Origin of the sequence: Streptomyces sp. NPDC058646 (genome assembly GCF_042716875.1) — a bacterium.
Classification (GTDB): Bacteria; Actinomycetota; Actinomycetes; order Streptomycetales; family Streptomycetaceae; genus Streptomyces.
On sequence record NZ_JBHXRK010000005.1, the window covers coordinates 210,341 to 231,752 of the forward strand.

Sequence of the window (21,412 nt, forward strand, 5' to 3'; positions counted from 1 at the left end):
CCGGCCCATGAGGGCCGGGCCGCTCCTGTTCTCAGGGCCGGGCGGCGCCCATCGTGCGGGCGAACTCCTCCGGGTCGGCGTCGGAGCCGCGCAGCCCGGCGTCGAGCGACCAGACTCCGGAGGCGTCCCGGGTGAACACGGCGACCGTGGCAGCGGTGGCATCCGGGACGGACTCGAAGCCGCTCGCGGCGAGGTCCGTGTGGCCCTCGCGGATCCGCACCCCCGTGCCGGCGATGTCCGCGAACGTCTTCGTGGGGCCCTGGCCCGTGTCGGCGCCCTGGATCACCACGCCCACCACCACCCGGCCCAACCGGGCCGCCATCCGGTCCAGTTCGAGGGTCATCACCTCGTCGAAGCCGAAGCCCTGCCCGGTGCTGCTGTCCCGGTTCAGGGTGATCGTGCCGTCGGGCGAGCGGCTGCCGAAGTGCACCAGGTAGGCCGGTGTGCCGTGCGGGTCGGCCGCCTCGTAGACCGCGGCGACGATGTCCAGGTCGTTCGCGGGCGTGCCCGCGCTGCTGGGATCCCACCGCAGGGCGACCTCCACCTTGGCCAGGCCCTTTCGTACACCAGTCACCGAACTCCCCCTCCGTACACCGGGTATTGCCTGGCCATGCTCCCACGTGCGTACCCGTTCGGGCCGTACGACCGTACGTTCCCGGCCATCGCGGCCCGATGGTCCGGCCCCTTTCAGGCCCGCCGGGTCCGCTCCTCCATCTCGTCGAGCCACCGGTTCCACGACCGGGCACCGATGCCCGGGTGCTCCTCGTCCACCCGCTGCTTCAGGAAGCCCAGGTCGTGACCGCGGTAGCGGCGCACGAGCTGGGACAGGGACATCTCCCGGTGGTCGAGGACGTCGATCCGGGATCCGGCCGCCAGGAAGGCCCTGACCAGGGCGGCCGAGCCGCCGTCGTGCGCCGCCGCGTACAGCGGGGTGCGCTGCTCGCCGTCCCGGGCCTCCAGGTCGAGTCCCGCCTCCAGCAGTCTGGGCAGCAGGTCCTCGTGGTCGAGCTGGTGCAGGACGTGCAGCAGCCCGCGGCGGCCTCCGTCGCGGACCCGGGGGTCGACGCCCGCGTCGAGCAGCGCCACCACGCCCGGGGTGTCACCGTGCTGGGCGCGCAGGAACAGCTCGCGCTGCTCGGCCCGCAGGGCGCGCGGCAGCCGGCCCCGGCCGGTGATCCACGTCTCCCGCACGGCGAAGCACCCGGCGGCCTCGCCGCCCGACGCCGGCCGGGCGCGCTCCCGTGGCTGCTCCTCGGGGCCGTGCGGCAGTTCCAGGACGCCGCCGCGCGAGCGGACCTCGTGCCACTCCCTGCCGCAGCGCACCTGCACGGGCCGGGGCAGGACGGGGCCGGGCGGCCCCTCGGCGGGGCCGCTGCCGGGGAAGAGGGCCGCCGCGACCAGCGGGTGCAGCTCCCGGGGCGTGATCAGGCCGGAGCGCACCAGTTCGAGGTCGGGCAGGCGCTGCCAGGCGTACTGCGGGAGCCGGGGCGTCCCCCTCGCCCCGTCGCGCGTGACGACGCGGGCCCGGATCCGGGCGTCCGGGCCGGATCCGTCCTGGTGCAGCTCGAAGCCGTAGCCGTAGCCGTAGGCAGGGTCGACCCGGAACCTCGTGCCCGCGCCGGCCGCCACCAGACGGCGGACCTCCCCCGCCAGCCGGGTCAGGTCGAGGACGGCCTGCCTCAGCAGCGGCTCCGGGTCGATCGGGGGCCGGTGCTGCGCCGGGGCGGGAACGGTCAGGTCCCGCTCGATGCCGGCGGCCGCGTAGGCCTCGGCGGCGTCGCCCGCCAGGTGCAGCAGGGTGATCCGCTCGGCCCGGGCGGCCGCATCGGCGGCGGGTTCGTCGGCGGGCGGGGCGACGGGCAGTTCGCCGGGACCGTTGGGGGTGTCGTCGGGGTGGAAGAAGGGCAGCCGGCCCGGCCCGGCGCCGAAGCGGGCACGCAGGCCGGCGCTGTGCCGGGCGTCCCAGAGCGGGCGGGCCGTGGTCCAGTCCTCCACCCGGACGGGGCGGCCGAAGTCGGCGTACGGCTCGCTCCCGGCGAGCGGCGCGCAGTGCAGGCGCAGCCGTTGCGCGGCGCCGCGCTGCGCCGGGGTGGTGACGGACAGCACCGGCGTGTCCGGGTCACGGAGGCCGCCGGGGTGCCGGCCGAGGTGGGCGAGCACGATCCGCACGCCGGGGGCGATCGTGGTGCGGCCGCCGAGCACCCGGGGCAGGTGCCAGCGCAGCAGGTCCGGTGCGAGGTGGTGGAGATCGTCTTCCAGCGCCTCGGCGAGCGGGGCGCCGTAGCGGGACCTGAGGGCGGCGAGGTCGAAGGTGATGTCGACGGCCGCGGCCGCGCAGGACGCCCGCCAGTCTCCGGCCAGCCGGTGTCGGGCGCTCTGCTCGATCATCCAGCCGGGCACGGCGTAGCGGCGGGTGCGCTGCCAGGAGAAGAGGTCCACGGGTCCGAAGCCGCCGGGCAGTTCGGCACGCGATGTCATCGCGGCACGCCCGCGGCACCCGTCTGCCGTGTCGTCATCGTTCCCCCGGTGCCGCCCATGGTCAGGAAAGCGCAAGGCCGGTCGGATTCGAACCGACGTCCTCCAGCTTGATGCGTGGGTGCGACGACCTCTGCGCTACGGCCTTGCTGCCGGCGATCATACGCAATGCGTTCCCGGGGGCCGCGGGCCCGCGGACGCCCGGCTGCCCGTCACCAGTCGCCGTCCCGTACGGGTTTGCCCGCCCGGGGCGCGTCCCCGAGCCGCTCGACCTGGCCCGGTCCCGGCTCGGTCCAGGGGGTGTGGACTGCGCGCGGGTGCGGCGGCGGGAGCGGGCGGACCGCCCGGAGCCGCGGCCGTCGCCCGGGGTACCGCCGCTCCGGCGGTGCCGAAGGCCGCGGGTGCGCCGGGGACGCCCGGCGCGGCGGGCGCCCGGGGGCCCGACCGCGATGCGCGGGCCCGCTCCGCCCCCCGCCACGCGGCCGGTTCCCCCGCGGCCGGCGGGAAGGCCTGGAGCTGCCCGCCCCCGGTGGTCTCCTCGCCGGTGACCTGACCCTCGACCGCGGCGCCGAGTCCGAGCGGGACGACCACGAACTGGCGCACCGTCCCGTCCCCGGAGTCTGATGCCGTCGAGCCACGGCTGCCGGGGCAGGACCAGGCAGTTCTGCGGAGTGCGGCCCAGCCGGCCCGTCCACCGCTCGCCCGACACGGCGCACACCGTGCCGCCGACCTGGAGCGCCGCGGGTTCCCCGGTTCCGGCGAAGCTGAGCCACATGGCCTCGCGCAGGTCCACGAGCAGGACCACGCCGCCCTTCGCCGGCCAGTGCGGCCGGACCGTGTCCGGGTGGTCCTCCACCCGGCGCAGCGGGAACTCGCCGAGTCCTGGTGGCAGCGCGTGCGTGCCCGACCCGGGCAGCCGCAGGGTGCGGGCGAACCGGATCTGGACCTCGCCCAGCAGGAGCGCGTTCCCTCGTCCCGTACCGAGCCGGTCCCCCTCGGCCGCCCCCTTCTCCCGATAAGAGCCGATTGCACCGCAAAATATGCGGCTGAACCGGATCGTTATCCTCAAGTTTTGCTCAGATCTAGTGACGCTGCGCCCGCCGACTTCCTAGCTTCCTCGTACACGTGTATTGACGTCCCCCCCCACGTTCTCGCGGTTCCCCGCGGTGCGGAGGTCCCTCACCCAGCCACCGCTGGAACGGGTGCCCGCGCCACGCCCCGCGGTCCCGAGGAAAGAGTTGCAGCATGAAGGTTCCCCAGGCCGGTGCGGTCGCCGCAGTGATCGCCCTCGCCCTCACCACCTCCGGGTGCGGCGGCGAGGAGGACAAGGGGACCCTCGCCGTCGGCATCAAGTTCGACCAGCCGGGCGTCGGCCTGCGCGAGCCCGGCGGGATCTTCTCCGGCTTCGACGTGGACGTCGCCACGTACATCGCCAAGGAGCTCGGCTACAAGCCGGAGCAGATCGAGTTCAAGCGCGTCGACAGCTCCGACCGGGAGCTGCTGCTCCAGTACAACGAGGTGGAGTTCGTCGCCGCCAGCTACTCGATCAGCGAGAAGCGCAAGGAGAAGGTCGACTTCGCCGGCCCGTACTTCGTCGCGCACCAGGACCTGCTCGTCCGCGCCGACGACACCAGCATCACCAAGGCGGAGGACCTCAACTCCAAGAGGCTCTGCTCGGTCACCGGCTCCACCTCGGCGGAGAACGTCAAGAACAAGCTGGCCCCCAAGGCGAGCGTGCTGGAGCTGCCGGGCTACTCGGAGTGCGTCGTCGCCCTCCAGGACAACCTGGTCGACGCGATGACCACGGACAACTCCATCCTGGCCGGGTACGTGGCCCAGAAGGGCAACCAGGGCAAGTTCAAGCTGACGGGCCAGAACCTGAGCAACGAGAGCTACGGGATCGGCCTCAAGAAGGGCGACAAGGCCCTCCAGGGCAAGATCAACGCCGCGCTCAGGAAGATGGTCCAGGACGGGTCCTGGGAAGCGGCCGTGAAGAAGAACTTCGGCCCGGACTACAAGTTCGACCCGGCTCCCCCGATCGCCACCGGCTGACAGCCGGCACCAGCCACCGGCGCCCCCTGTCGATCCGACCGTCCGGATCGGCAGGGGGCGCCGGCGTGTGGGACACGTCCTGCCGCCACAGCTCGCTCCCCCGGCCGGCCTGCTGTCCGGGGCGTTCTTCCTGGCATGGGTGCTGTTCACGCAGGACGGCCTCGGCCTGGGCCCGGGCGTAGCAGCTGTCGGCCTCGTCGCCGCTTCCCCGGGCGGGACGGGTGGCACCTGGCTCGCCCTCTGCCTCGTGGCGCGCTGCGGACGAGCCGTGCCACAGGCCGGAGCCCTGCTCGTGCTCGCCGCCACCGGTCCGCCCGGCTACCGCCGCCTGGTCGCCACCGAGGGCAGCAGCATGGGAACCGTGCCGGCCGCTCGGCATCGCGCCGGGCGCCGCCCTCACCACGGTCCTCCGCCAACAGCCTCTGGATCGTCGTCGGCATCGTCGGCGCACTCCTCGCGATGTGGGCGCTGATGCTCCTTTCTTCCCCGGCGGACCCACCACGTCCGCTCAGTACCGGATTCAGCCACTTCACCAGGGAATGCGGGGGCCGTACTGGGGTCTGAGGGCGGGTCGTTCGCGCTCGGTGAACGTCAACACCCCAGCTCTGCACCGCAGACACATGGTTTTTACCTGTAGGGCACATGACAATGTGAGCCTCGCTCTGCCACTGATATCCCGCCAACCGTCCCGGCGGGAGCGGTGCGTTGTGGAGAGGCACCCCCCACCATGAGAATCTCCCGCCTGACTCCCTGGGCAGCCGGGCTCGCGGCAGCCGCCCTGTTCGCGATACCGGCCACCGCCTCCGCCGGCCAGCAGCGGGCGGCGGCTCCCCACGCCGCCTCGGCCGCGACGGTCGACTCGTACTACGCCACCGCCGAGGGCAAGACCGGCGCCGCGCTGAAGACCGCCCTGCACCAGATCATCCGGACCCAGTCCAAGGTCTCGTACGACGGCGTCTGGAACGCCCTGAAGGTCACCGACCAGGACCCGGCCAACCCGAACAACGTCATCCTGCTCTACTCCGGCCGTTCCCAGTCCAAGGCCACCAACGGCGGCGGGGCCAACGACTGGAACCGCGAGCACGTCTGGGCCAAGAGCCACGGCGACTTCGGCACCGCCACCGGACCGGGCACCGACCTGCACCACCTGCGCCCCGAGGACGTCACGGTCAACAGCACCCGGGGCAACAAGGACTTCGACAAGGGCGGCAGCCCCGTGAGCGAGGCCCCGGGCAGCCTCACCGACGCCGACTCCTTCGAACCGCGCGACGCCGTCAAGGGCGATGTCGCGCGGATGCTGCTCTACATGGCCGTCCGCTACCAGGGAGGCGACGGCTTCGCCGACCTGGAGATGAACGACAAGGTCAACAACGGCTCCGCCCCCGCGCACGGCCGGATCAGCCTGCTGAAGCAGTGGCACCAGCAGGACCCGCCGGACGCCTTCGAGCAGCGCCGCAACCAGGTCATCTTCGACACCTACCAGCACAACCGGAACCCGTTCATCGACCACCCGGAGTGGGTCGGCTCCATCTGGTGACCGTCAGAGGCGGTCGGCGAGGGCCTTGAAGTCGTTCCAGGGCTGCTGCGGCGGGCGGGAGTCCCACACCTTCTGTGAGAGCGCGGCCAGGGGCAGCCGGATGCCGTCCGCCACCTGGGCCTGGGTCTGCGCACCGGCCAGGTCGGCCCACACGGCGAGGCGCCCGCCCAGTATCTGGTCGTCGTACTGGGCGGGCACGGGGGTCGTGCCGCGCAGCACCAGCGGCGTCCACTGCTCGTAGATCCGGCGCCCTGTGGGATACGTGAACTGGTTCGGCTGGCCCAGCACGTAGTAGAGGTACTCGTCGTTGAGGTTCACGACCTTCCGCCCCTCCCGCAGGTACTCCAGGGGCGGTCGGGCACCGATCTCCTTGCCGGTCCAGTACTCGACCTGGATGTCCTTGGCGGCGCTGGTCACACCGCCGGAGAAGAACCCGTCGTTCCAGGCCTTGAGCGCCTTGCCCGACGGACGCACCACGTCCGCCCGGTCGTCGAGCCAGCCCGTCGCCAGGTCCTGGACGCGCGCCGAGGGACCGTACCGCTGCTGGGCGGCGCGGGCGAGCTGCGGGAAGGAGGCCTGCGGGTCCCGGACGACGAGCGCCTGGTACTCGTCCGCGCCCAGGTGCCATGCGCCACCGGGGAACAACGGCAGGTACTCGCGCAGGAGTTCGTCGACGAGCTTGGCCGCCGCCGGGTTGGATATGTCCACGGCGCCCTTCACCGCCCGGCCCTGTACGTCGCGCAGCTGCAGGTCCGGGTGGACGCGCAGCACCGCGCCGAGGTGGCCGGGCGAGTCGATCTCCGGGACCACCGTGATGTGCAGGGACTCGGCGAGCGCGGTGATCCGGCGCACCTCCGCCTTGGTGAGGTGCGGTGTGGAGACGATCTCGGGGTGGCCGGTGGACTCGATCCGGAAGGCCTGGTCGTCGGAGAAGTGCAGGCCGAGCTGGTTGAGCTTCAGGTCGCCCATCTCGCGCAGCCGGTCCTCGATCCAGTCGGCGGTGAAGTGTTTGCGCGCTATGTCCAGGTTGAGGCCGCGCTGGGGCTTGGCCGGGGCGTCGCGCACGGTGCCCTCGGGGGCCGATCCGGCGGCCTTGACGGCTTGTTTGAGGGTGCGGGTGCCGTAGAACACCCCGGCCTCGTCGGGGCCGGTGATCTTGACCCGGCCGTCCCCGACGGTGAGCGCGTACGACTCGGCCGGGCCGGAGCCCTTGGCGCCCAGGGCGAGTTCGACATCGCCCCGGCGTGCCGGCTCCGTGTCCGAGAATCCCAGGCGCAGCTCACCGGCGAGCAGCTTGGCCTCGTCGGACAGGGCGGCCTTGTCCGCCTGCGCGACGACCACGCGGGCGTCGGGCGCGGGTTTCCAGCCGGGACCGCGGGCCGGTACGTGTTCCCGTACGGCGGGGATCGTGCGCGGAGCGGTGGACAGGGCGTAGGTGGGGCTCGGGGTGGGTGTCGGCGTGGGCTCGGCCGGGACCGTCCGTGCGGCGGGCGGGGCGCTGGTGCCGGGGGTCGGGGCGTTGGGGGCCCGGGCCTCGTCGGAGGCCGCCGAACAGCCGGGCACGGTCAGGCTGAGCAGCGCGGCGACGGTTGCCGTCGCCATGACGTGGCCTTTCACCTGGAACAACCTCGGATCTCGGATCGCGGACGCGCCTGTCCCCCGTACCAACGTGGCACGGGGGAGGCGGGAGCGCGACCCGGCGGCGCGGGCCGCCGGCACGCGCGGCTCAGCCGGCCAGGGCGGCGAGTGCCGCGGCGGCGAAGGCGTGGTCCTGGGCGGGGGCGCCGCCGCCGACGCCGACGGCGCCGACGAGTCGGCCCTCGCGGTGGACCGGCACCCCGCCCGCGATGAACAGCAGCGGCCGGTCCAGGGCGGTCGGCAGCGTGTGGAAGAGCCCGCCCGGCTGCACCGCGTCGACGAGGTCGGCGGTCGGCGCGTCCAGCTGGAGGGCGGTGAAGGCCTTGCGGGTGCTGGTCTCGCCGGAGATGAGCACGGCCCGGTCGTCGCGGCGGAAGGCCAGCAGGTGGCCGCCCGCGTCCAGGACGGTGACACTGACCGGCACCCCGGCGGCTCCGGCGGCGGTGCGGGCGGCGGCGAGCAGCAGCTCGGCGTCCTCGGTGGTCAGCGGGGCAACGGCGGTGCGGGTGGTGCCGGACATGCGGTTTCTCCTCGGGAGGGGTGTGCGGAGGGGACGGGGAGGCGGATCAGTGGTGGGCGGGTACGGCGGCGCCCCCGGGGGCTCCGGCCGCGACGATCCGGGCCGCGCGGCCGGTCCGCGCGGCCGTCCGGCGCTCCAGCGCGCCGGAGACGAGGGCCAGTGCGAGGGCGGAGGCGGCCAGCGCCGCGCCGACCCAGTTCGGGGCGGTCCAGCCGAGTCCGGCGGCGATCACGATGCCGCCGAGCCAGGCGGCGAGGGCGTTGCCGAGGTTGAAGGCGCCGATGTTGACGGCCGAGGCCAGGGTGGGCGCACCGGCGGCCTGGTCGAGCACCCGCTTCTGGAGCGGCGGCACGGTCGCGAAGCCGAGGGCGCCGATGAGCACGACGGTGACGGCGGCGCCGGCCTTGCTGTGGGCGGTGAGGGTGAAGACGGCCAGGGTCACGGCGAGCGCACCCAGGGACACGTACAGCATCGGCATCAGCGCGCGGTCGGCGAACCGGCCCCCGACGAGGTTGCCGGCGACCATGCCGAGGCCGAAGAGGACGAGGAGCCAGGTGACGGAGGCGTCGGCGAAGCCGGCGACGTTCGTCATCATCGGAGTGATGTAGGTGAGGGCGGCGAAGACCCCGCCGAAGCCGAGGACGGTCATCGCCATGGCGAGCAGGACCTGGACGTTGCGGAACGCGGCCAGCTCGTGGCGGATCCGCACGCCTTCGGGGCGCGGCAGTTCGGGGACGAGGCGGGCGATGCCGAGCAGGCCGACGACGCCCAGCGCGGCGACGATCAGGAAGGTGACGCGCCAGCCGAGGGTCTGCCCGACGAGGGTGCCCAGCGGCACGCCGACCACGTTGGCGACGGTCAGGCCGGTGAACATCATGGCGATGGCTCCGGCCTTCTTCTCCGGGGCGACGAGTCCCGCCGCGACGACGGAGCCGATCCCGAAGAAGGCGCCGTGGGCCAGGGAGGCCACGACGCGCCCGGCGAGCATCACGCCGAAGGCGGGGGCCAGGGCGGAGAGGACGTTGCCCACGACGAACAGGCCCATGAGCAGCATCAGCATGCGCTTGCGGGGGACGCGGGTGCCGAGGACGGTCATCAGCGGGGCGCCGAGGACGACACCGAGGGCGTAGCCGGTGACCAGGAAGCCCGCGGTGGGGATCGAGACGCCGTAGTCACCGGCGACCTCGGGGAGCAGGCCCATGATGACGAATTCGGTGGTGCCGATCCCGAAGGCCCCGATGGCGAGGGCGAGGAGTGCGAGAGGCATGGGGGAGGTGCCCTTCAGGGGAGGGTGTGGTGCGGATGCGTCGGGGCCGGTGCGGAGGGGTGCGGCACCCGGCTGCCTGGGATGCGGCGCGATTGCTGCCGCTGCTTACGTGCGTCCACATTAATTGCAGACGCGGGATAAATGCAAGCGCGGGCTATTGCACCGGTGTTCTATCCTGGGGGCACCGCACGCTTCGAAGGAGGAGCCCATGACGGCAACGGACAGCGCGCTCACCGCCCTCTCCCAGGGCTGGTGCGCCCTCTCCCTCCTGCACGGACGGATCGAGGCGCACATCGAGCGGGCCCTCCAGGCGGGGCACGGACTCAGCGTCCGCGAGTACTCGCTGCTCGACGTGCTCAGCCGCCAGCACAGCGGGCCGGGCGGGCACCTGCGGATGCACCAGGTCGCCGACTCGGTGGTCCTCAGCCAGAGCGCGACCACCCGGCTGGTCAGCCGGCTGGAGGACCGCGGGCTGCTGAGCCGCTACATCTGCGACACCGACCGGCGGGGCATCTACACCGACGTGAGCGAGGCCGGTCTGGCACTCCTCGCCGCGGCGCGCCCGACGAACGACGCGGCCCTGCGTGAAGCCCTCGACGCGGCGGCGCGCAACCCTGGGCTGGCCCCGCTCGTCGCGGCGGTGGAGAACACCCGGACGCCTTCGTAACGGGCCCCGGCCGGTCGGTCCGGTGTCCGGCAGGTGGGGCCGGTGTCCGGCCGGTGAGGCTGGTCGGGCCGGCGTCCGGCCGGTAGGGCCGGAGGGCCGGTCAGGTCCACCGGGCCGTATCGGGCCGGCCCGCCCGGGCCGGATCGGCTCCCGCGCGGCCAGGCCGGCCGGACACCCCTGGTGTCAGCCCGTGCTGCCGGTCGCGCTCGGCGGGGTCGGCGAGCCCGCCGGGACCGAAGCGCTCGCAGAGGGCGGCAGGAGCGACGAGGGCGAAGGCGAGGACGGCGGCGGGGAGACGGACGACCGGGGGGCCGGCGGCCTCGCGCCCGAGGCGCTCGGCGTCGGCGAACGCTCCGGCACCCCCGACGTGGCCGCACCGGGGGCCGGCACCACCGACGAGGACGGCGGCGTGGCCGGAGCCGGCGTCGGTGAACGCGACGGTTCCGCGGACGGGCCGGGGCCCGTGATCCGCGGCGGCGTGGCGGGGGGCTGCGGACCGGGCGCCGGCTCGGGGGCGAACAGCAGGTGGCCGACACCCACGGCAGCTGCCGCCGCCAGGCCTGCCAAGGGCAGCACGAACCGCCGCAGCCGTACGGCGGGCAGCCGCTTCAGGTGCGGTCCGGGCGGGTCCGCGGGACGCAGCCGGCGGATGTCGATCCCCTCCGCGCGTGCGTCGAGGGCCTCCCGCAGCCGGTGCTCGACGGGCCGTTCGCCGTCGCGCGTCATATCCGTCCCTCCAGAATCCGTTCCAGCGCGTCCAGGGCGCGGCTCGCGTTCGATTTCACCGCACCCCGGCTGATGCCGAGCGTCGTCGCTATCTCCGCCTCGCTGAGGTCAGCCCAGTAGCGCAGGACCAGCACCTGCCGGCGGCGCGGCGTCAGCCGGCCGAGCGCGGCGAGCACCTCGCGGTGGGCCTCGTCCAGCACCACGTGGTCCTCGGCGGACGGTACGTCGGCCTGCGCGGGCGGCGTCCAGGCCCGTGCGGTGCGCCTGCGGCGCAGCACGGAGCGCGAGGTGTTGACGACTGCCGTGCGCAGGTAGCCCAGGGCGTTGTCGACCTCGCTGATGTTCTCCCCGTGGCGGCGGTACAGCGCCGTGAAGGCGTCCTGGACCACGTCCTCGGCGGTGGCCAGGTCGTCGACGAGCAGCACCGCGAGCCGGACCATCCGCAGCCGGTGCGCATGATAGAGCTCGGTCACGGTGGGGGGCGGCGGCTCCCCGCGGCCGGAGCCGCTCGCCTGCTCGTACGGGAATCCGAGCGGCCTCGGCGAGGCTGGTGGGGCGGAGCCCTCACGGCGCAGGAACGACCACAGGCCCCGCCACGCCCGGTCGAGGACGGGCATGGCGGGGCCGGCGGGCGATACGAGGTGGAGCACGGGATTCCTCAGCCGTTGGCGCGGCGCCGCACGGTGTACAGGGCGCCGGCGCCGATGACGATCAGGCCGGCTGCTCCTGCCCCCAGGGCCAGGGTGGTCGCGGAGGAGCCAGTATGCGCCAGCTCGGCCTCACCGGCCGCAGCGGAGGGCGTGGCCGCAGGAGCGCCCGACGGGGCGGCCGACGGCGCGGCCGACGGAGCGCCCTTCTCGCCCGGCGCCGACACGGACGGGGTCGGCTTGGCGCTCCCCCCGGCCGACGGCGACGTCGAGACGACCGGGGCGGGCGCGGCGCTCGTGGCCGGAGCCGGGGCGGCGCTCGTCGCCGGAGCGGGCCTGGCCGGGGTGGCGGCCGGGCTGGTGGCCGGAGCGGGCACGGCCGGCGCCCCGTTCGCGGCGGAGGCCGGCCCGGCCAGAGCGACGAACACCCCCGTGGCGGCCGCGATGACGGCCGCACGGCGGACGGGCTGGGGGACGCGCTTCAGGTTCTTCACGGTGGTTCTCCACGGTCGGGTCGAGGGCGCGGAACTGCGCCCTTCACCCCCGCACGACGCGCGACCCCGCCCGAGGTTGCCGCGGTTTCCGAAAAACTTTTCGCGGACCGGGAAATGACCGCGGATCACGTCACGCCGAGGAAGCCGGGGTCCGTTCCGTCCAGCTGGACGGCCGTATCGCGGCCCGACCGGAGCAGCTCCGCCAGGGGGACGGCGCGCAGGCTGGTCGCCGACAGGTCCTGGCGGGCCTCGGCGGACCACAGCGGAGGGAAGGACGACAGGCCCTGTCCGCCCGTCAGCTCCCGGACCTCGTCCCGCCACCCGGGCCGGCGCAGGCCTTCGTAGAACCCGTCCAGGGCGCCGGAGACGGTCCAGGACAGCCACGCCCCGTGGCCGGCCCCCAGGGGCTCCCAGCTCAGCGAGTCCGGGGCGAAGTAGACCACCTCGCCCGGTGCCCCCGGCCGGCCCGCCCCGGCGGGTGCCGGGCCGTTGAGGAGGAAGACGCCGCCGAGCACGTCGTGCGCCAGGACCAGTCCGGCCTCCGCCCGCCAGGCCGGATCGACCACGTCGGGGAAGCCGTTGACCCGTGCCAGGGAGGGCAGGTCCCGCGCGTTAGCGGCGGCGGGGCTGCCGTAGACCCTCAGCCAGCCGTCGTCCACGAGCAGGCCGCCGCAGTGCAGGACGAAGGCACCCAGGTACGAGCGCGCGGTGACCTGCAGCTGCAGGAGCGAGGCCCGGCCCCGGTCCGGGTCGGCGGGCAGCAGCTCGCACCGGGCGGCCGCGGCGGCGAGTTCTTCGCCGAGCCCCGGCCAGGCCGGGTCCTCGACGTCGGTCAGTTCCCTCAGCTCACGCATCCCCGCATCCTCGCACCGCCGCCCCGCCCGCCCGCCCGGAGGTTCGCGGTGGTGGTCGCCGGCCTCGCGGCCGGCCCGCATCCGCCCGCGCAACCGGCCGGTCGCCGGTGTCGCCCGCCGGGTCGGCTCCGAGGACCCGACCTCCAGCCGTCTGGTCGGCCGCCGCGCCGGCCGGCGCCCGTCCGCTTCCGAGCCCGGCGGCGGGGCGGGGTCAGCGCAGGATGCCCGCCGCGCGGGCGGCCCGTATCCACGACGGGAACTCCGACAGGAGCCGGTCGTACAACTCCTCGTCGGAGAGCGAATCGATGTCGTCCACGGCGAAGAAGCCGACGTTGTCCACGCGTCGCCCGGGCAGTGTGTCGAAGCGTTCCAGCACGCCGTACCCGGCCCGGCCCAGGCCGATGAACTGCCAGAACAGCGGCTCCTCGACGGCCTCCCGCAGCTCGCGTTCGATCTCGGCGTTGCGGTAGACACCGCCGTCGGAGAAGAACAGGACCAGGGTCGGTTCGGGTACGGGGTGGGCGCGGACGAAGGCCCGGACCTCGGCGATGACCTTCTGCTCCTCGTTCCCGATGCCGACGGTGCGCATGTCGACCTGTCCCGGTTCCAGTCCCTTCGGCGGTTTCCTGCGGCCGAAGAGGCTGTACTGGCCGACCCGTACGTGCAGGCGGAGCCATTCGGGCAGGTCACCGACCACGAGGTCGGGCAGGCGCGCCGGGTGGGAGGCGAAGGTCCACGCCTGCATCGCGCCGCGTCCGTCGAGCTGCGCGGCGACGGCGGCCATCCGTTCGGCGACGCCGCTGACGGTGCCGCGCGCGTAGGGGCCGGTCATCGAGCCCGAGGCGTCCAGGACGAGGACGACCCGGGCGGCCAGGGCCGCGACACCCCGCTTGGCGAGACTGACCGCGACCTGCCGTTTGCGCAGGGACAGGCGGGCACGCATGTCCGCGGGCAGCTGCTCCTCGCCGACGGCCGACCGTACCGCGGGCACCGCGGGCGCGGCGGCAGGCTGGGGGGCCGGCGGCGGGTCCTCGTCGACGCTGATGCCGAAGTCCGTGGCCAGGCCCGCCAGCCCGCTGGCGTACCCCTGTCCCACGGCCCGGAACTTCCACGCGCCCGCCCCCCGGTACAGCTCCCCGGTCACGTACGCGGTCTCGGGTCCGGCGGCCATCTCGAAGCGGGCCAGTTCGACACCGGACACCGCGTCGAGCAGGCACAGGTGGAGGCCGGGGACCTGCCCGAAGGTGCCGCCGTCCGTGGAGGCGCACAGCACCACGCGCTCGATGCCCGGCTCCAGCGCGCCCAGGTCGACCTCGACGGTGTCCGCGCCGGGGCGCTTGCCGAGATGGCGGACGGCTCCCGAGGCGTGCCGGGGCTGGTTGTAGAAGACGAAGTCGGCGTCGGAGCGGACGCGTCCGCGGCGGGTGAGCAGGAGCGCGGACCCGTCCACGTCGGGCAGGCCGTCCCCGGCCGACCAGGCGAGAACGGCCCTGACCCTGATGGCTGTGACCGGCAGGTTGGCACCCTTGTTCAGTGTCGTCACGCCCTCCAGTCTGCCCAACTCCCGCCCGGTACAGGCGTCTTGGCACCGACCCTGGGGCCGGTGCCCCGCTCGTGGCCCTGAGCCTGACGTACCGGGCGGGACGGGGGTGCGGTGGCGACGTACCAGGCGGTGTGCCGGATCGAGGACGAGGTCCGCCTCGTCGTGGGAGTTCGCGGGGCTGACCGGGCAGCCCGCTGCACGACCGCCCGGTGGGTACGTCTACGCGGAGGCCGGGACCAGGACGACCGCCGTGCCGTACGCGCACACCTCGGTCCCGACATCGGAGGCGTCGGTCACGTCGAAGCGCATCATCAGGACCGCGTTCGCGCCCCGTGCCTTCGCCTGCTGGATGAGCCGGTCCATGGCCTGGTTGCGGGTCTCCACGAGGGTCTTGGTGAGGCCCTTCAGCTCGCCCCCGATCATGGACTTCAGCCCCGCGCCGATCTGGCTGCCCAGGTGGCGGGAGCGTACGGTGAGTCCGAAGACCTCCCCGATGACCTGCTCGACCCGGTAGCCGGGAACGTCATTGGTCGTCACGACGAGCACACCGGTCTCGTGTGCCCCTGCGCCGCCGCCAAAGTCTTCGATGCCCATGGACCTCACTGTGGCGCCGCCCGCCGCCGCCCGCATCCGGAGGCCGCCGCGGTCAGGGCATCCGTGCGGCGAGGCCGAACTCATGGGCCACGACCACGGCCTGTGCGCGGCTGGACACCTCCAGCTTGGTCATGCACCGGTGGACGTGGGTCTTGACGGTGGCCGCGCTGAGGACGAGCCGGCGGGCGATGTCGGCGTTGGAGAGGCCGGCCCCCACCAGGCCCAGCACCTCGCGTTCGCGCGGGGTCAGCGCGGCCAGGCCCGGGTGCGGGGCGCGGGCGACGGGGACGGCGTACGCGTCGATGAGCCCGCGCAGCGCACGGGGGCTGAAGAGCATCTCGCCGGCGTGCACGGTGATGATGGCGGCGAGCAGCCGGTCGGGCGGGGTGTCCTTGAGCAGGAAGCCGCCCGCGCCCGCCCGGATGGCCCGGAAGACGTACTCGTCGGAGTCGAAGGTGGTCAGGACGAGCACCTTGGGCCGGTCGGGCGCCGTGCCGTGTGCGGCCAGGATCCGCTCGGTGGCGGCGATCCCGTCCGTGCCGGGCATGCGGATGTCCATGAGGACCACGTCGGGCCGTCTCTCCGCCGCGAGCCGGACCGCCTCCTCACCGTCCTCGGCCTCGCCGACGACCTCGAAGCCGGGTGCGGCGGCCAGCAGGGCCGTCAGCCCCGACCGGATCAGGAACTGGTCGTCGACGACGAGCACGCTCGGCATGCGGACGCCCTCCTTCCCCGTAGTCCGGTCCTGTTCACGCGCCACCGCCGGCGCGTGGCACGGGGACCCGCAGGCTGACCTCGAAGCCGCCTCCGGAGGCGGGTTCGGCCGTCACCGTACCGGGGTAGATCGTGGTCCGTTCCCGCATTCCGATCAATCCCTGCCCGGCCGGTCTGCCTGCGGCGGGCGGGCGGGGCCGCGCGCGGCGGCTTCCGTCGTCCTTGACGCGTACCCGGACCTCGTCCGCGGCGTAGTGGACGCGGACGGTGGTGCGGGCGTCCGGGGCGTGCTTGATCACGTTCGTCAGCGCCTCCTGCACCACGCGGTAGGCGCACAGGTCGATCCCGGGCGGCAGCTCGTACGCCGTCCCCGTGATCCGCACGTCCACCGGCACCCCGGCTTCCCCGACCCGCCGGACCAGCTCGTCCAGCCGCCCGAGCCCCGAGGCTCCGGAGGCGTTCGCCTCCCCGGCGTCCGGCTCCGCCTGCCCCGCCGTCCCCCGGCCCGGGTCCTCGCGCAGGACCACCAGCATCCGGCGCATCTCCGCCAGGGCCTCGCGCGCGCTGTCGCCGATCGTGCCCAGGGCCCGCCGGGCGGTCGGCGGGTCCGAGGAGAACACGTACCCGGCGAGGCCGGTCTGGACGGAGATCACCGAGACGTGGTGCGCGATGACGTCGTGCAGCTCCCGGGCGATCTTGATGCGTTCCTCCGTCACCGCCCGGCGGGCCTTCTCCTCCTGCTCCAGGCGGAGTTGGCGGGTGAGTTCGCGCAGGCGGCGGGAGCCGTCACCGGCGACCCAGCAGACGACGGTGGCGACGGTGACGAAGGCCGCGCTCATCCCGCCGACGCCGGGCTCGGCGAGGCGGGTGCCCCACAGGAGCACCGCGAGCGTGGCGGCGGCGCACCTGAGCGAGACCTTGCGGGGGCACAGGGAGGCGACGGTGTAGAGGGCGGTGGCCATGCCGCAGGCGGCGACCACGTGGTAGTAGCCGAGGGTGAAGTAGGTGCCGACCCAGAGTCCGGTGCTCGCCATCACGGCCAGGGGGTGGCGGCGGCGCAGGACGAGCGGCAGGTAGACCGCCGCGAGCAGCGCGTAGGCGAGCGCGTCGTTGTCCCGCCAGTAGCCGTGCGGATCGGGCCAGTTGTGGAGCAGTGTGGACGACATCCACAGCGAGCCGACGGCCCACACGATCTCGCCGGCGGCCGGCAGCACGGCCCGGATGCGCACCCGCTGCCGGGCTTGTGGACAACTGCACGTCAACCCCCTTGGTGTACCACGCTGGTTGTACAGGGTCGCTCGCCGGAGGGGTAGGCGGGGTTCAACCCGTGGATGGGCGCGCAGGCGGGGCCGGTGTGCGTAGATTCGGTCCTGCCGGTTCACCGGCAGGCACCGGCCCCGCCCCCCGGGCCTCGCCGCGCGGCCGTGCCCGTTCGGGGGCGGGCACGGCCCCGCGTACGGCCGGGTCCCGGGCGGATCGGGGCCGACCGATGGCGCGGATTGGGCATATCGGGCTAAACGGCGGTGAGTCATCCGGGCTGCGCGCCCCTCCATGGCCATAGTCGTCCGTGGCAACCCCCCGGTTGCCGCCCCGCGCCGTGTGTCGCGGCCGGGCGGATGACTTCGTAGAGGAGCCGGCGCATGCTGAAGCCCACCAGGACCATCCTCGCTCTCACCGCCGGAAGCCTGGTGCTCGGTCTGGTCGGGGCGGGCGTCTCCGTCGCGGACGAGGGGCCGATGACCACCCTGCCCTCGCACGAGACCGCCGTCGAGGCGGCCGCCTACCGGTCCGTGATCGGCAAGGTCGTCTCGCGCGGGCCGCTGAAGGTCCGCAGCAGGCCGAACACCCGCTCGGAGATCGTCGGTCAGCTGCAGCCGAACCGCACGGTCGAGATCGGGTGCAAGACGTACGGCGAGTCCGTCGACGGCAACCGCATCTGGTTCCGCCTGCAGGACAAGCGGGACACGTGGGAGAACGAGCCCGTCGAGAACGGCCCCGTGGAGAACGGGCCGGTCGAGACCGGCCCGGGGAACGGCGGCTGGCAGAACCGCCCGAACCCGCAGACCCGCCAGTACGGCGAGGAGCGCTGGGTCGCCGCCCGCTACGTCAGGAACCAGTCCCAGGTCCAGTTCTGCCGCTGACCCGCACGGAGGGCCGCCGGGCCACCGCCCGGCTGACCCGCACCGCGGCACCACAGCCGTCCGGCCGCCGTCCGGCGCCCCTCGGGGTGCCGGACGGCGGCCGTTGCGCGGGCGGGTCAGTCCACCGGGCGGACCGTACGCGGCCCCACGCACTCCACCCCGAGGGCCCGCACCCGCTCGCGCAGCGCACGGTCCGCCGTGACGACCACGCAGCCGCGGTCCGCGTGGGCCGCGGCCAGCTCCACGATCCGGTCGTCCCCGCTGCCCGGCGCCGGGTCCACCCGTACCCCGGGCACGGACTCGACGCCCCGGGCGGCCCCTTCGACCACGAGGACGACCTCTTCGTCCCCGTCCCGGGCCGCCAGCAGGTCGCGCAGCCGCTCGGTCGCACCCCTGCGGTCCCGCCACCAGCCGTCCGGGACCGAGCCGACCACGTTGGCGGCGTCCACGATCAGCATGCCCTCGCCCCGTCCGTCAGACGTCAGAAATCGCCGTAGTTGACCTGCCAGGTGGGCAGGCCCATCCGGCGCCACACGGCCACGACGCGGTCCCGGTCGTCGAGCGAGACCCGTACCGCGTACCGGTGACGCACGTGCGCGTCGAACAGTTCCGCCTTGACGATGTCGTCGCGGCGCGTGTCGCCGGCCGCACGCATCCACAGTTCGTCGTACGGCACCTCGTGCCGCCGCAGCCAGGACTCGGTCTGCGGGCGGTGTTCCTCGCTGCGCCCCGAGAGCAGCACGATGACATCGCCGTCGGCGCGCCGGAAGGCGTCCAGGGCGTGCCGCACCGACTCGTTGAGCAGGTCGAGCTCGCAGCGCGAGAAGTCGTACGGTCCCCGGTCGCCGGTCAGCGCGAGGGTGCCGTCGATGTCGCACATCACGGCCGGGGGCAGCGCCGGGTCGGGGACGTACGTCTGCACGGGCGGCACCGCCATCCCGTCGGACCGGCCGTTCATCCACTCGGCCGTCAGCCGCCAGCCGCCCTTGCGGGCTTTCTGGTGCTTGTCGGCCAGGATGCGGATGATCTCCTCGCCGACCTGGCGCTCCCGGGCGGCGTCCCGGCGCAGGCACTCCTCCAGCGGCACGTCCGTGAAGTCGTGCACGACGAAGGTGGCGAGTCCCCCGACGGCCGCCTTCAGCCGTTTGGGGATGTGCTGGGTCAGGTGGGTGTTGTCGACCACCACGTCGAAACCGCCGGCGACGGCCGCGCGGACCGCCGCGTCCTGGACCTCCAGCACGGTCTGCTCGTGTGCGAAGGAGCGGCTCCGTCCGGGGTCCGGCAGGTCGAGCATGCTCCGCAGGTCGTCCAGGTTGACGCGGCGCATCCGGCCGCCGGACTGCGCCTGCAGGGCGCGCGCGGCGGTCGTCTTGCCGGAGGCGGGCAGCCCGGTCATGACGTGCACGACGGGCAGCACGGCGTCCTGACCGTCGTCGGCCCGAGCGCGGTCCGCCTCCCGCGCCGCGCCGTCGCCAGCCGTGTCGTGCCGTGCGGCGGGCGGGCGTACGGCGGGCTGCCGGGCGGCGGGGTCCGCCGTACGGGACGACGCCGGGCCGGGGACGCGCGGCGGGGCCTGCGGCGCCGGGCGGCTCGCTTCTCCGGGCACGTCCGTGCCCTCCTCGTCGGTGGCGTAGGGGACGGCCGTCTCCGGCCGCACGTGGCGCCAGCTGGTGAGCTCGGTCGACCGGCCGTCGAGCCGCCGGAACATGGCGGGACGGACCTCCCGGTCGCCCAGTTCCTGGACCGCCCGGGCGAAGGCGCCCCGGTCCGCGGCCAGGTGGGCGAGGCTCGCGTAGGCCTCGTCGATGGCCCGCTCGTGCCGCGCGGCCCGCTCCTCCAGGCCCGCGATCACCTCGCGCACCCACGCGTCGAACTCGTCGGGCACCTGCTCCAGCAGCGCGTCGAGCGGCTTGCCGTCCGAGGCCTCGACCTCGGCGACGGTGCAGTTCAGGCCCTGCGCGAGCCGCTTGACCGGCAGGCCGGCGAAGCGCTGGATGCCGTAGCTGCGCCAGATGTCCCGCTCGTTGACGCCGGTGAGCACGCGGTGGAGCCGTACGTATTCGGACAGCTTGGCCTTGGCGCGCACGCCGGAGGCGAAGCGGAGCACGAAGCCCTCGGCGTCGGTACCGGTGGCCGCGCCGCCACCGGGCATGGTGCTGGACTCCGTCAGCGCGATCAGCTCGTCGAGGGGCATGGCGGGCCACACGGTGACGACGGAGCCGATGCCCTCCCAGTGGGGCGCGGCCTCGGCGAGCGGCACCTCGACGCCGTCGCGGCCGAAGGCGGCGAGGAGGACGAGGTCCCGGCGGTCGCCGTAGTTCACGACGATGCGGTTCTGCGGGTAGAGGATCTCCGCGAGGTAGGTGACGCCGGGGCGCAGCGCGGACGTGTCCTTGCCGTCGAGGCGCCGCTGGGCCCAGGTCGCCTGGGTGCTGATGAAGGACCCCTTGGAGGCGACCCGCCAGCGGCCCGCGTAGTGGAAGACCACCGCGAGACTGCCGTCGACCTTGTCGTACACCTCGAAGGGCTCGTCCGGGAGGGCGGGCGCGTACGGCTGGCCGGACGTGTGCTCCCCCACGTTGAAGAACTTCGGGAGCGGCAGGGCGACGACCGCGCCCGTGGTGTCGTCGGCGACCAGTCCGCGGCAGCGCGTGGTGACCTGGTCCCAGACCCCCTCGTACTGGGCGGTCCGCGTGTAGGTGTAGAGGGACAGCGGCAGTTCGGGGTGCGACTTGCGGGTCACGTACCCCGCGGCGATCGACTCGGCCAGTGCCTGGGCCGGCATCAGGTCGTGCAGAGTCAGGTGGTCCTGGCTCATGGGTTCCTCCCGGTTCGAGATGGTTCATTCTCAGGTGCGGGAGGGGATGCCGGGTAGTCAATTATGCCTGGTCGCCGCGACGACCAGGACGGCTGGCGCCCCGCGGGCGCAGGATGCGGCCGGGACGCTGCGGACCGCGTCGTCGCGCAGGCATGCGCGCAGCGCGCCCCGGCCGATCATGCCGGTCGCGCCGGAGAGGATGACGTCCACCTGGTGGAGTCCGGCCGGCTCGCGCTGCGCCGGCTCGTCGGCTCGTGCACGGTCGGCCCGTCCCTAGTAGGTGATGCACAGCTCGTTGCCCTGCGGGTCGGCGAGAGTGGTCCAGGTGTAGGGGCCCTGCCGGCCGTCGTGGAGGAAGGTGGCGCCCTTGGCCACCAGGCCGTCGATGACGGTCTTCGGGTCGTCGGAGCCGATGGAGACGTCGAGGTGCACGCGGTTCTTGACCGTCTTGGCCTCGGGGACGTACTGGAAGAGGACCCGCGGCGCGCCCTTCAGGCCGTCCGGGTGGCGGATCCCCGTGCCCGCCTTCCACACGAGGACGCCGTGATGGGTGGTGGTGTCGGCCTCCGTCGCGTGGCCCGCGGCGATCAGGCCGCGGATGAACCCCTCGTCGCTCGGCTCGACTTCCCAGCCGAGGGCGTCGGCCCACCAGTCGGCGAGCGCGTGCGGGTCGGCCGAGTCGATGGTCACCTGGAACGTGTACGCCATGCCGGGACCCTACTCAG

The 21,412-nt window shown here is 74.0% G+C and carries 21 protein-coding genes; 4 read left to right on the forward strand and 17 right to left on the reverse strand.

Annotation, left to right across the window (positions count from 1 at the left end):
* Positions 1-31: 31 nt before the first annotated feature.
* Together ACFWUZ_RS08905 and ACFWUZ_RS08910 are read right to left on the reverse strand one after the other, a co-directional pair.
* Positions 32-574, reverse strand: a complete 543-nt coding sequence (locus tag ACFWUZ_RS08905) for a TerD family protein (protein ID WP_384369428.1) — start codon at positions 572-574, stop codon at positions 32-34.
* A gap of 113 nt (positions 575-687) precedes the next feature.
* Positions 688-2,478, reverse strand: coding sequence for an ankyrin repeat domain-containing protein (locus ACFWUZ_RS08910; RefSeq protein WP_384369431.1), 1,791 nt, complete (start codon positions 2,476-2,478; stop codon positions 688-690).
* Between the two features lie 1,242 nt (positions 2,479-3,720).
* Here ACFWUZ_RS08910 and ACFWUZ_RS08915 point away from each other — a divergent pair.
* Both ACFWUZ_RS08915 and ACFWUZ_RS08920 read left to right on the forward strand, forming a co-directional pair.
* Positions 3,721-4,527, forward strand: a complete 807-nt coding sequence (locus tag ACFWUZ_RS08915) for a glutamate ABC transporter substrate-binding protein (RefSeq protein WP_384369434.1) — start codon at positions 3,721-3,723, stop codon at positions 4,525-4,527.
* A gap of 727 nt (positions 4,528-5,254) precedes the next feature.
* Positions 5,255-6,064: an endonuclease I family protein gene (locus tag ACFWUZ_RS08920; protein WP_384369437.1), complete on the forward strand. Its 810-nt coding sequence runs from the start codon at positions 5,255-5,257 to the stop codon at positions 6,062-6,064.
* A 3-nt stretch (positions 6,065-6,067) separates the two neighbouring features.
* On the opposite strand, the gene ACFWUZ_RS08925 is transcribed toward ACFWUZ_RS08920, so the two are convergent.
* From ACFWUZ_RS08925 to ACFWUZ_RS08935, 3 genes are all read right to left on the reverse strand, one after another.
* Positions 6,068-7,666 (reverse strand): glycoside hydrolase family 20 protein, encoded by a 1,599-nt coding sequence (locus ACFWUZ_RS08925; RefSeq protein WP_384369440.1) that lies wholly within the window; start codon positions 7,664-7,666, stop codon positions 6,068-6,070.
* A gap of 124 nt (positions 7,667-7,790) precedes the next feature.
* Positions 7,791-8,222, reverse strand: coding sequence for a heme-binding protein (locus ACFWUZ_RS08930; RefSeq protein WP_384369443.1), 432 nt, complete (start codon positions 8,220-8,222; stop codon positions 7,791-7,793).
* Between the two features lie 46 nt (positions 8,223-8,268).
* Complete coding sequence (locus ACFWUZ_RS08935) at positions 8,269-9,489, reverse strand: MFS transporter (protein ID WP_384369446.1); 1,221 nt, start codon at positions 9,487-9,489, stop codon at positions 8,269-8,271.
* Between the two features lie 208 nt (positions 9,490-9,697).
* Here ACFWUZ_RS08935 and ACFWUZ_RS08940 point away from each other — a divergent pair, with 208 nt between their 5' ends.
* A complete protein-coding gene (locus ACFWUZ_RS08940; RefSeq protein ID WP_384369449.1) occupies positions 9,698-10,156 on the forward strand; it encodes a MarR family winged helix-turn-helix transcriptional regulator in 459 nt (152 codons plus the stop codon).
* A 183-nt stretch (positions 10,157-10,339) separates the two neighbouring features.
* Here ACFWUZ_RS08940 and ACFWUZ_RS08945 read toward each other — a convergent pair whose 3' ends face one another.
* The 8 genes from ACFWUZ_RS08945 to ACFWUZ_RS08980 form a co-directional block, all read right to left on the reverse strand.
* Positions 10,340-10,882, reverse strand: a complete 543-nt coding sequence (locus ACFWUZ_RS08945; protein ID WP_384369452.1) for a hypothetical protein — start codon at positions 10,880-10,882, stop codon at positions 10,340-10,342.
* Complete coding sequence (locus ACFWUZ_RS08950) at positions 10,879-11,499, reverse strand: RNA polymerase sigma factor (protein ID WP_384369689.1); 621 nt, start codon at positions 11,497-11,499, stop codon at positions 10,879-10,881. Before ACFWUZ_RS08950 ends, ACFWUZ_RS08945 begins: the two co-directional genes overlap by 4 nt.
* Positions 11,500-11,540: 41 nt before the next feature.
* Positions 11,541-12,023: an LPXTG cell wall anchor domain-containing protein gene (locus ACFWUZ_RS08955; protein ID WP_384369455.1), complete on the reverse strand. Its 483-nt coding sequence runs from the start codon at positions 12,021-12,023 to the stop codon at positions 11,541-11,543.
* A 125-nt stretch (positions 12,024-12,148) separates the two neighbouring features.
* The gene (locus ACFWUZ_RS08960) at positions 12,149-12,877 is read right to left on the reverse strand and encodes a DUF2625 family protein (RefSeq protein WP_384369457.1); all 729 of its coding nucleotides are present in this window, start codon (positions 12,875-12,877) and stop codon (positions 12,149-12,151) included.
* A 211-nt stretch (positions 12,878-13,088) separates the two neighbouring features.
* Positions 13,089-14,420 carry a VWA domain-containing protein gene (locus ACFWUZ_RS08965; RefSeq protein WP_384369460.1) on the reverse strand — a complete coding sequence of 444 codons (1,332 nt, stop codon included), beginning with the start codon at positions 14,418-14,420 and terminating at the stop codon, positions 13,089-13,091.
* Positions 14,421-14,639: 219 nt separating this feature from the next.
* Positions 14,640-15,014 carry a YbjQ family protein gene (locus ACFWUZ_RS08970; RefSeq protein WP_384369463.1) on the reverse strand — a complete coding sequence of 125 codons (375 nt, stop codon included), beginning with the start codon at positions 15,012-15,014 and terminating at the stop codon, positions 14,640-14,642.
* A 52-nt stretch (positions 15,015-15,066) separates the two neighbouring features.
* Entirely contained in the window at positions 15,067-15,729 is a 663-nt protein-coding gene (locus tag ACFWUZ_RS08975; protein ID WP_384369466.1) for a response regulator, read from the reverse strand.
* A gap of 34 nt (positions 15,730-15,763) precedes the next feature.
* Positions 15,764-16,942: a sensor histidine kinase gene (locus tag ACFWUZ_RS08980; protein ID WP_384369469.1), complete on the reverse strand. Its 1,179-nt coding sequence runs from the start codon at positions 16,940-16,942 to the stop codon at positions 15,764-15,766.
* 426 nt (positions 16,943-17,368) lie between these two features.
* Between ACFWUZ_RS08980 and ACFWUZ_RS08985 the strand changes: the two genes are divergently transcribed.
* Positions 17,369-17,869, forward strand: coding sequence for an SH3 domain-containing protein (locus ACFWUZ_RS08985; protein WP_384369472.1), 501 nt, complete (start codon positions 17,369-17,371; stop codon positions 17,867-17,869).
* Between the two features lie 116 nt (positions 17,870-17,985).
* On the opposite strand, the gene ACFWUZ_RS08990 is transcribed toward ACFWUZ_RS08985, so the two are convergent.
* The 4 genes from ACFWUZ_RS08990 to ACFWUZ_RS09005 form a co-directional block, all read right to left on the reverse strand.
* Positions 17,986-18,327, reverse strand: coding sequence for an NTP pyrophosphohydrolase (locus ACFWUZ_RS08990; RefSeq protein WP_384369476.1), 342 nt, complete (start codon positions 18,325-18,327; stop codon positions 17,986-17,988).
* Positions 18,328-18,350: 23 nt separating this feature from the next.
* Positions 18,351-20,687, reverse strand: coding sequence for an AAA family ATPase (locus tag ACFWUZ_RS08995; protein WP_384369479.1), 2,337 nt, complete (start codon positions 20,685-20,687; stop codon positions 18,351-18,353).
* Between the two features lie 57 nt (positions 20,688-20,744).
* On the reverse strand, positions 20,745-20,897 hold the full coding sequence (locus ACFWUZ_RS09000) for a hypothetical protein (RefSeq protein ID WP_384369482.1): 153 nt from the start codon (positions 20,895-20,897) through the stop codon (positions 20,745-20,747).
* Positions 20,898-20,960: 63 nt separating this feature from the next.
* Positions 20,961-21,395 (reverse strand): VOC family protein, encoded by a 435-nt coding sequence (locus ACFWUZ_RS09005; RefSeq protein WP_384369485.1) that lies wholly within the window; start codon positions 21,393-21,395, stop codon positions 20,961-20,963.
* Between the last annotated feature and the right edge of the window lie 17 nt (positions 21,396-21,412).

Bases quoted from the DNA above. Each gene is read 5' to 3' on its own strand.
- ACFWUZ_RS08910 (WP_384369431.1), bottom strand. From the start codon at position 2,478: ATGACATCGCGTGCCGAACTGCCCGGCGGCTTCGGACCCGTGGACCTC.
- ACFWUZ_RS08915 (WP_384369434.1), top strand. From the start codon at position 3,721: ATGAAGGTTCCCCAGGCCGGTGCGGTCGCCGCAGTGATCGCCCTCGCC.
- ACFWUZ_RS08920 (WP_384369437.1), top strand. From the start codon at position 5,255: ATGAGAATCTCCCGCCTGACTCCCTGGGCAGCCGGGCTCGCGGCAGCC.
- ACFWUZ_RS08925 (WP_384369440.1), bottom strand. From the start codon at position 7,666: ATGGCGACGGCAACCGTCGCCGCGCTGCTCAGCCTGACCGTGCCCGGC.
- ACFWUZ_RS08930 (WP_384369443.1), bottom strand. From the start codon at position 8,222: ATGTCCGGCACCACCCGCACCGCCGTTGCCCCGCTGACCACCGAGGAC.
- ACFWUZ_RS08935 (WP_384369446.1), bottom strand. From the start codon at position 9,489: ATGCCTCTCGCACTCCTCGCCCTCGCCATCGGGGCCTTCGGGATCGGC.
- ACFWUZ_RS08940 (WP_384369449.1), top strand. From the start codon at position 9,698: ATGACGGCAACGGACAGCGCGCTCACCGCCCTCTCCCAGGGCTGGTGC.
- ACFWUZ_RS08945 (WP_384369452.1), bottom strand. From the start codon at position 10,882: ATGACGCGCGACGGCGAACGGCCCGTCGAGCACCGGCTGCGGGAGGCC.
- ACFWUZ_RS08950 (WP_384369689.1), bottom strand. From the start codon at position 11,499: ATGCCCGTCCTCGACCGGGCGTGGCGGGGCCTGTGGTCGTTCCTGCGC.
- ACFWUZ_RS08960 (WP_384369457.1), bottom strand. From the start codon at position 12,877: ATGCGTGAGCTGAGGGAACTGACCGACGTCGAGGACCCGGCCTGGCCG.
- ACFWUZ_RS08970 (WP_384369463.1), bottom strand. From the start codon at position 15,014: ATGGGCATCGAAGACTTTGGCGGCGGCGCAGGGGCACACGAGACCGGT.
- ACFWUZ_RS08975 (WP_384369466.1), bottom strand. From the start codon at position 15,729: ATGCCGAGCGTGCTCGTCGTCGACGACCAGTTCCTGATCCGGTCGGGG.
- ACFWUZ_RS08985 (WP_384369472.1), top strand. From the start codon at position 17,369: ATGCTGAAGCCCACCAGGACCATCCTCGCTCTCACCGCCGGAAGCCTG.
- ACFWUZ_RS08990 (WP_384369476.1), bottom strand. From the start codon at position 18,327: ATGCTGATCGTGGACGCCGCCAACGTGGTCGGCTCGGTCCCGGACGGC.
- ACFWUZ_RS08995 (WP_384369479.1), bottom strand. From the start codon at position 20,687: ATGAGCCAGGACCACCTGACTCTGCACGACCTGATGCCGGCCCAGGCA.
- ACFWUZ_RS09005 (WP_384369485.1), bottom strand. From the start codon at position 21,395: ATGGCGTACACGTTCCAGGTGACCATCGACTCGGCCGACCCGCACGCG.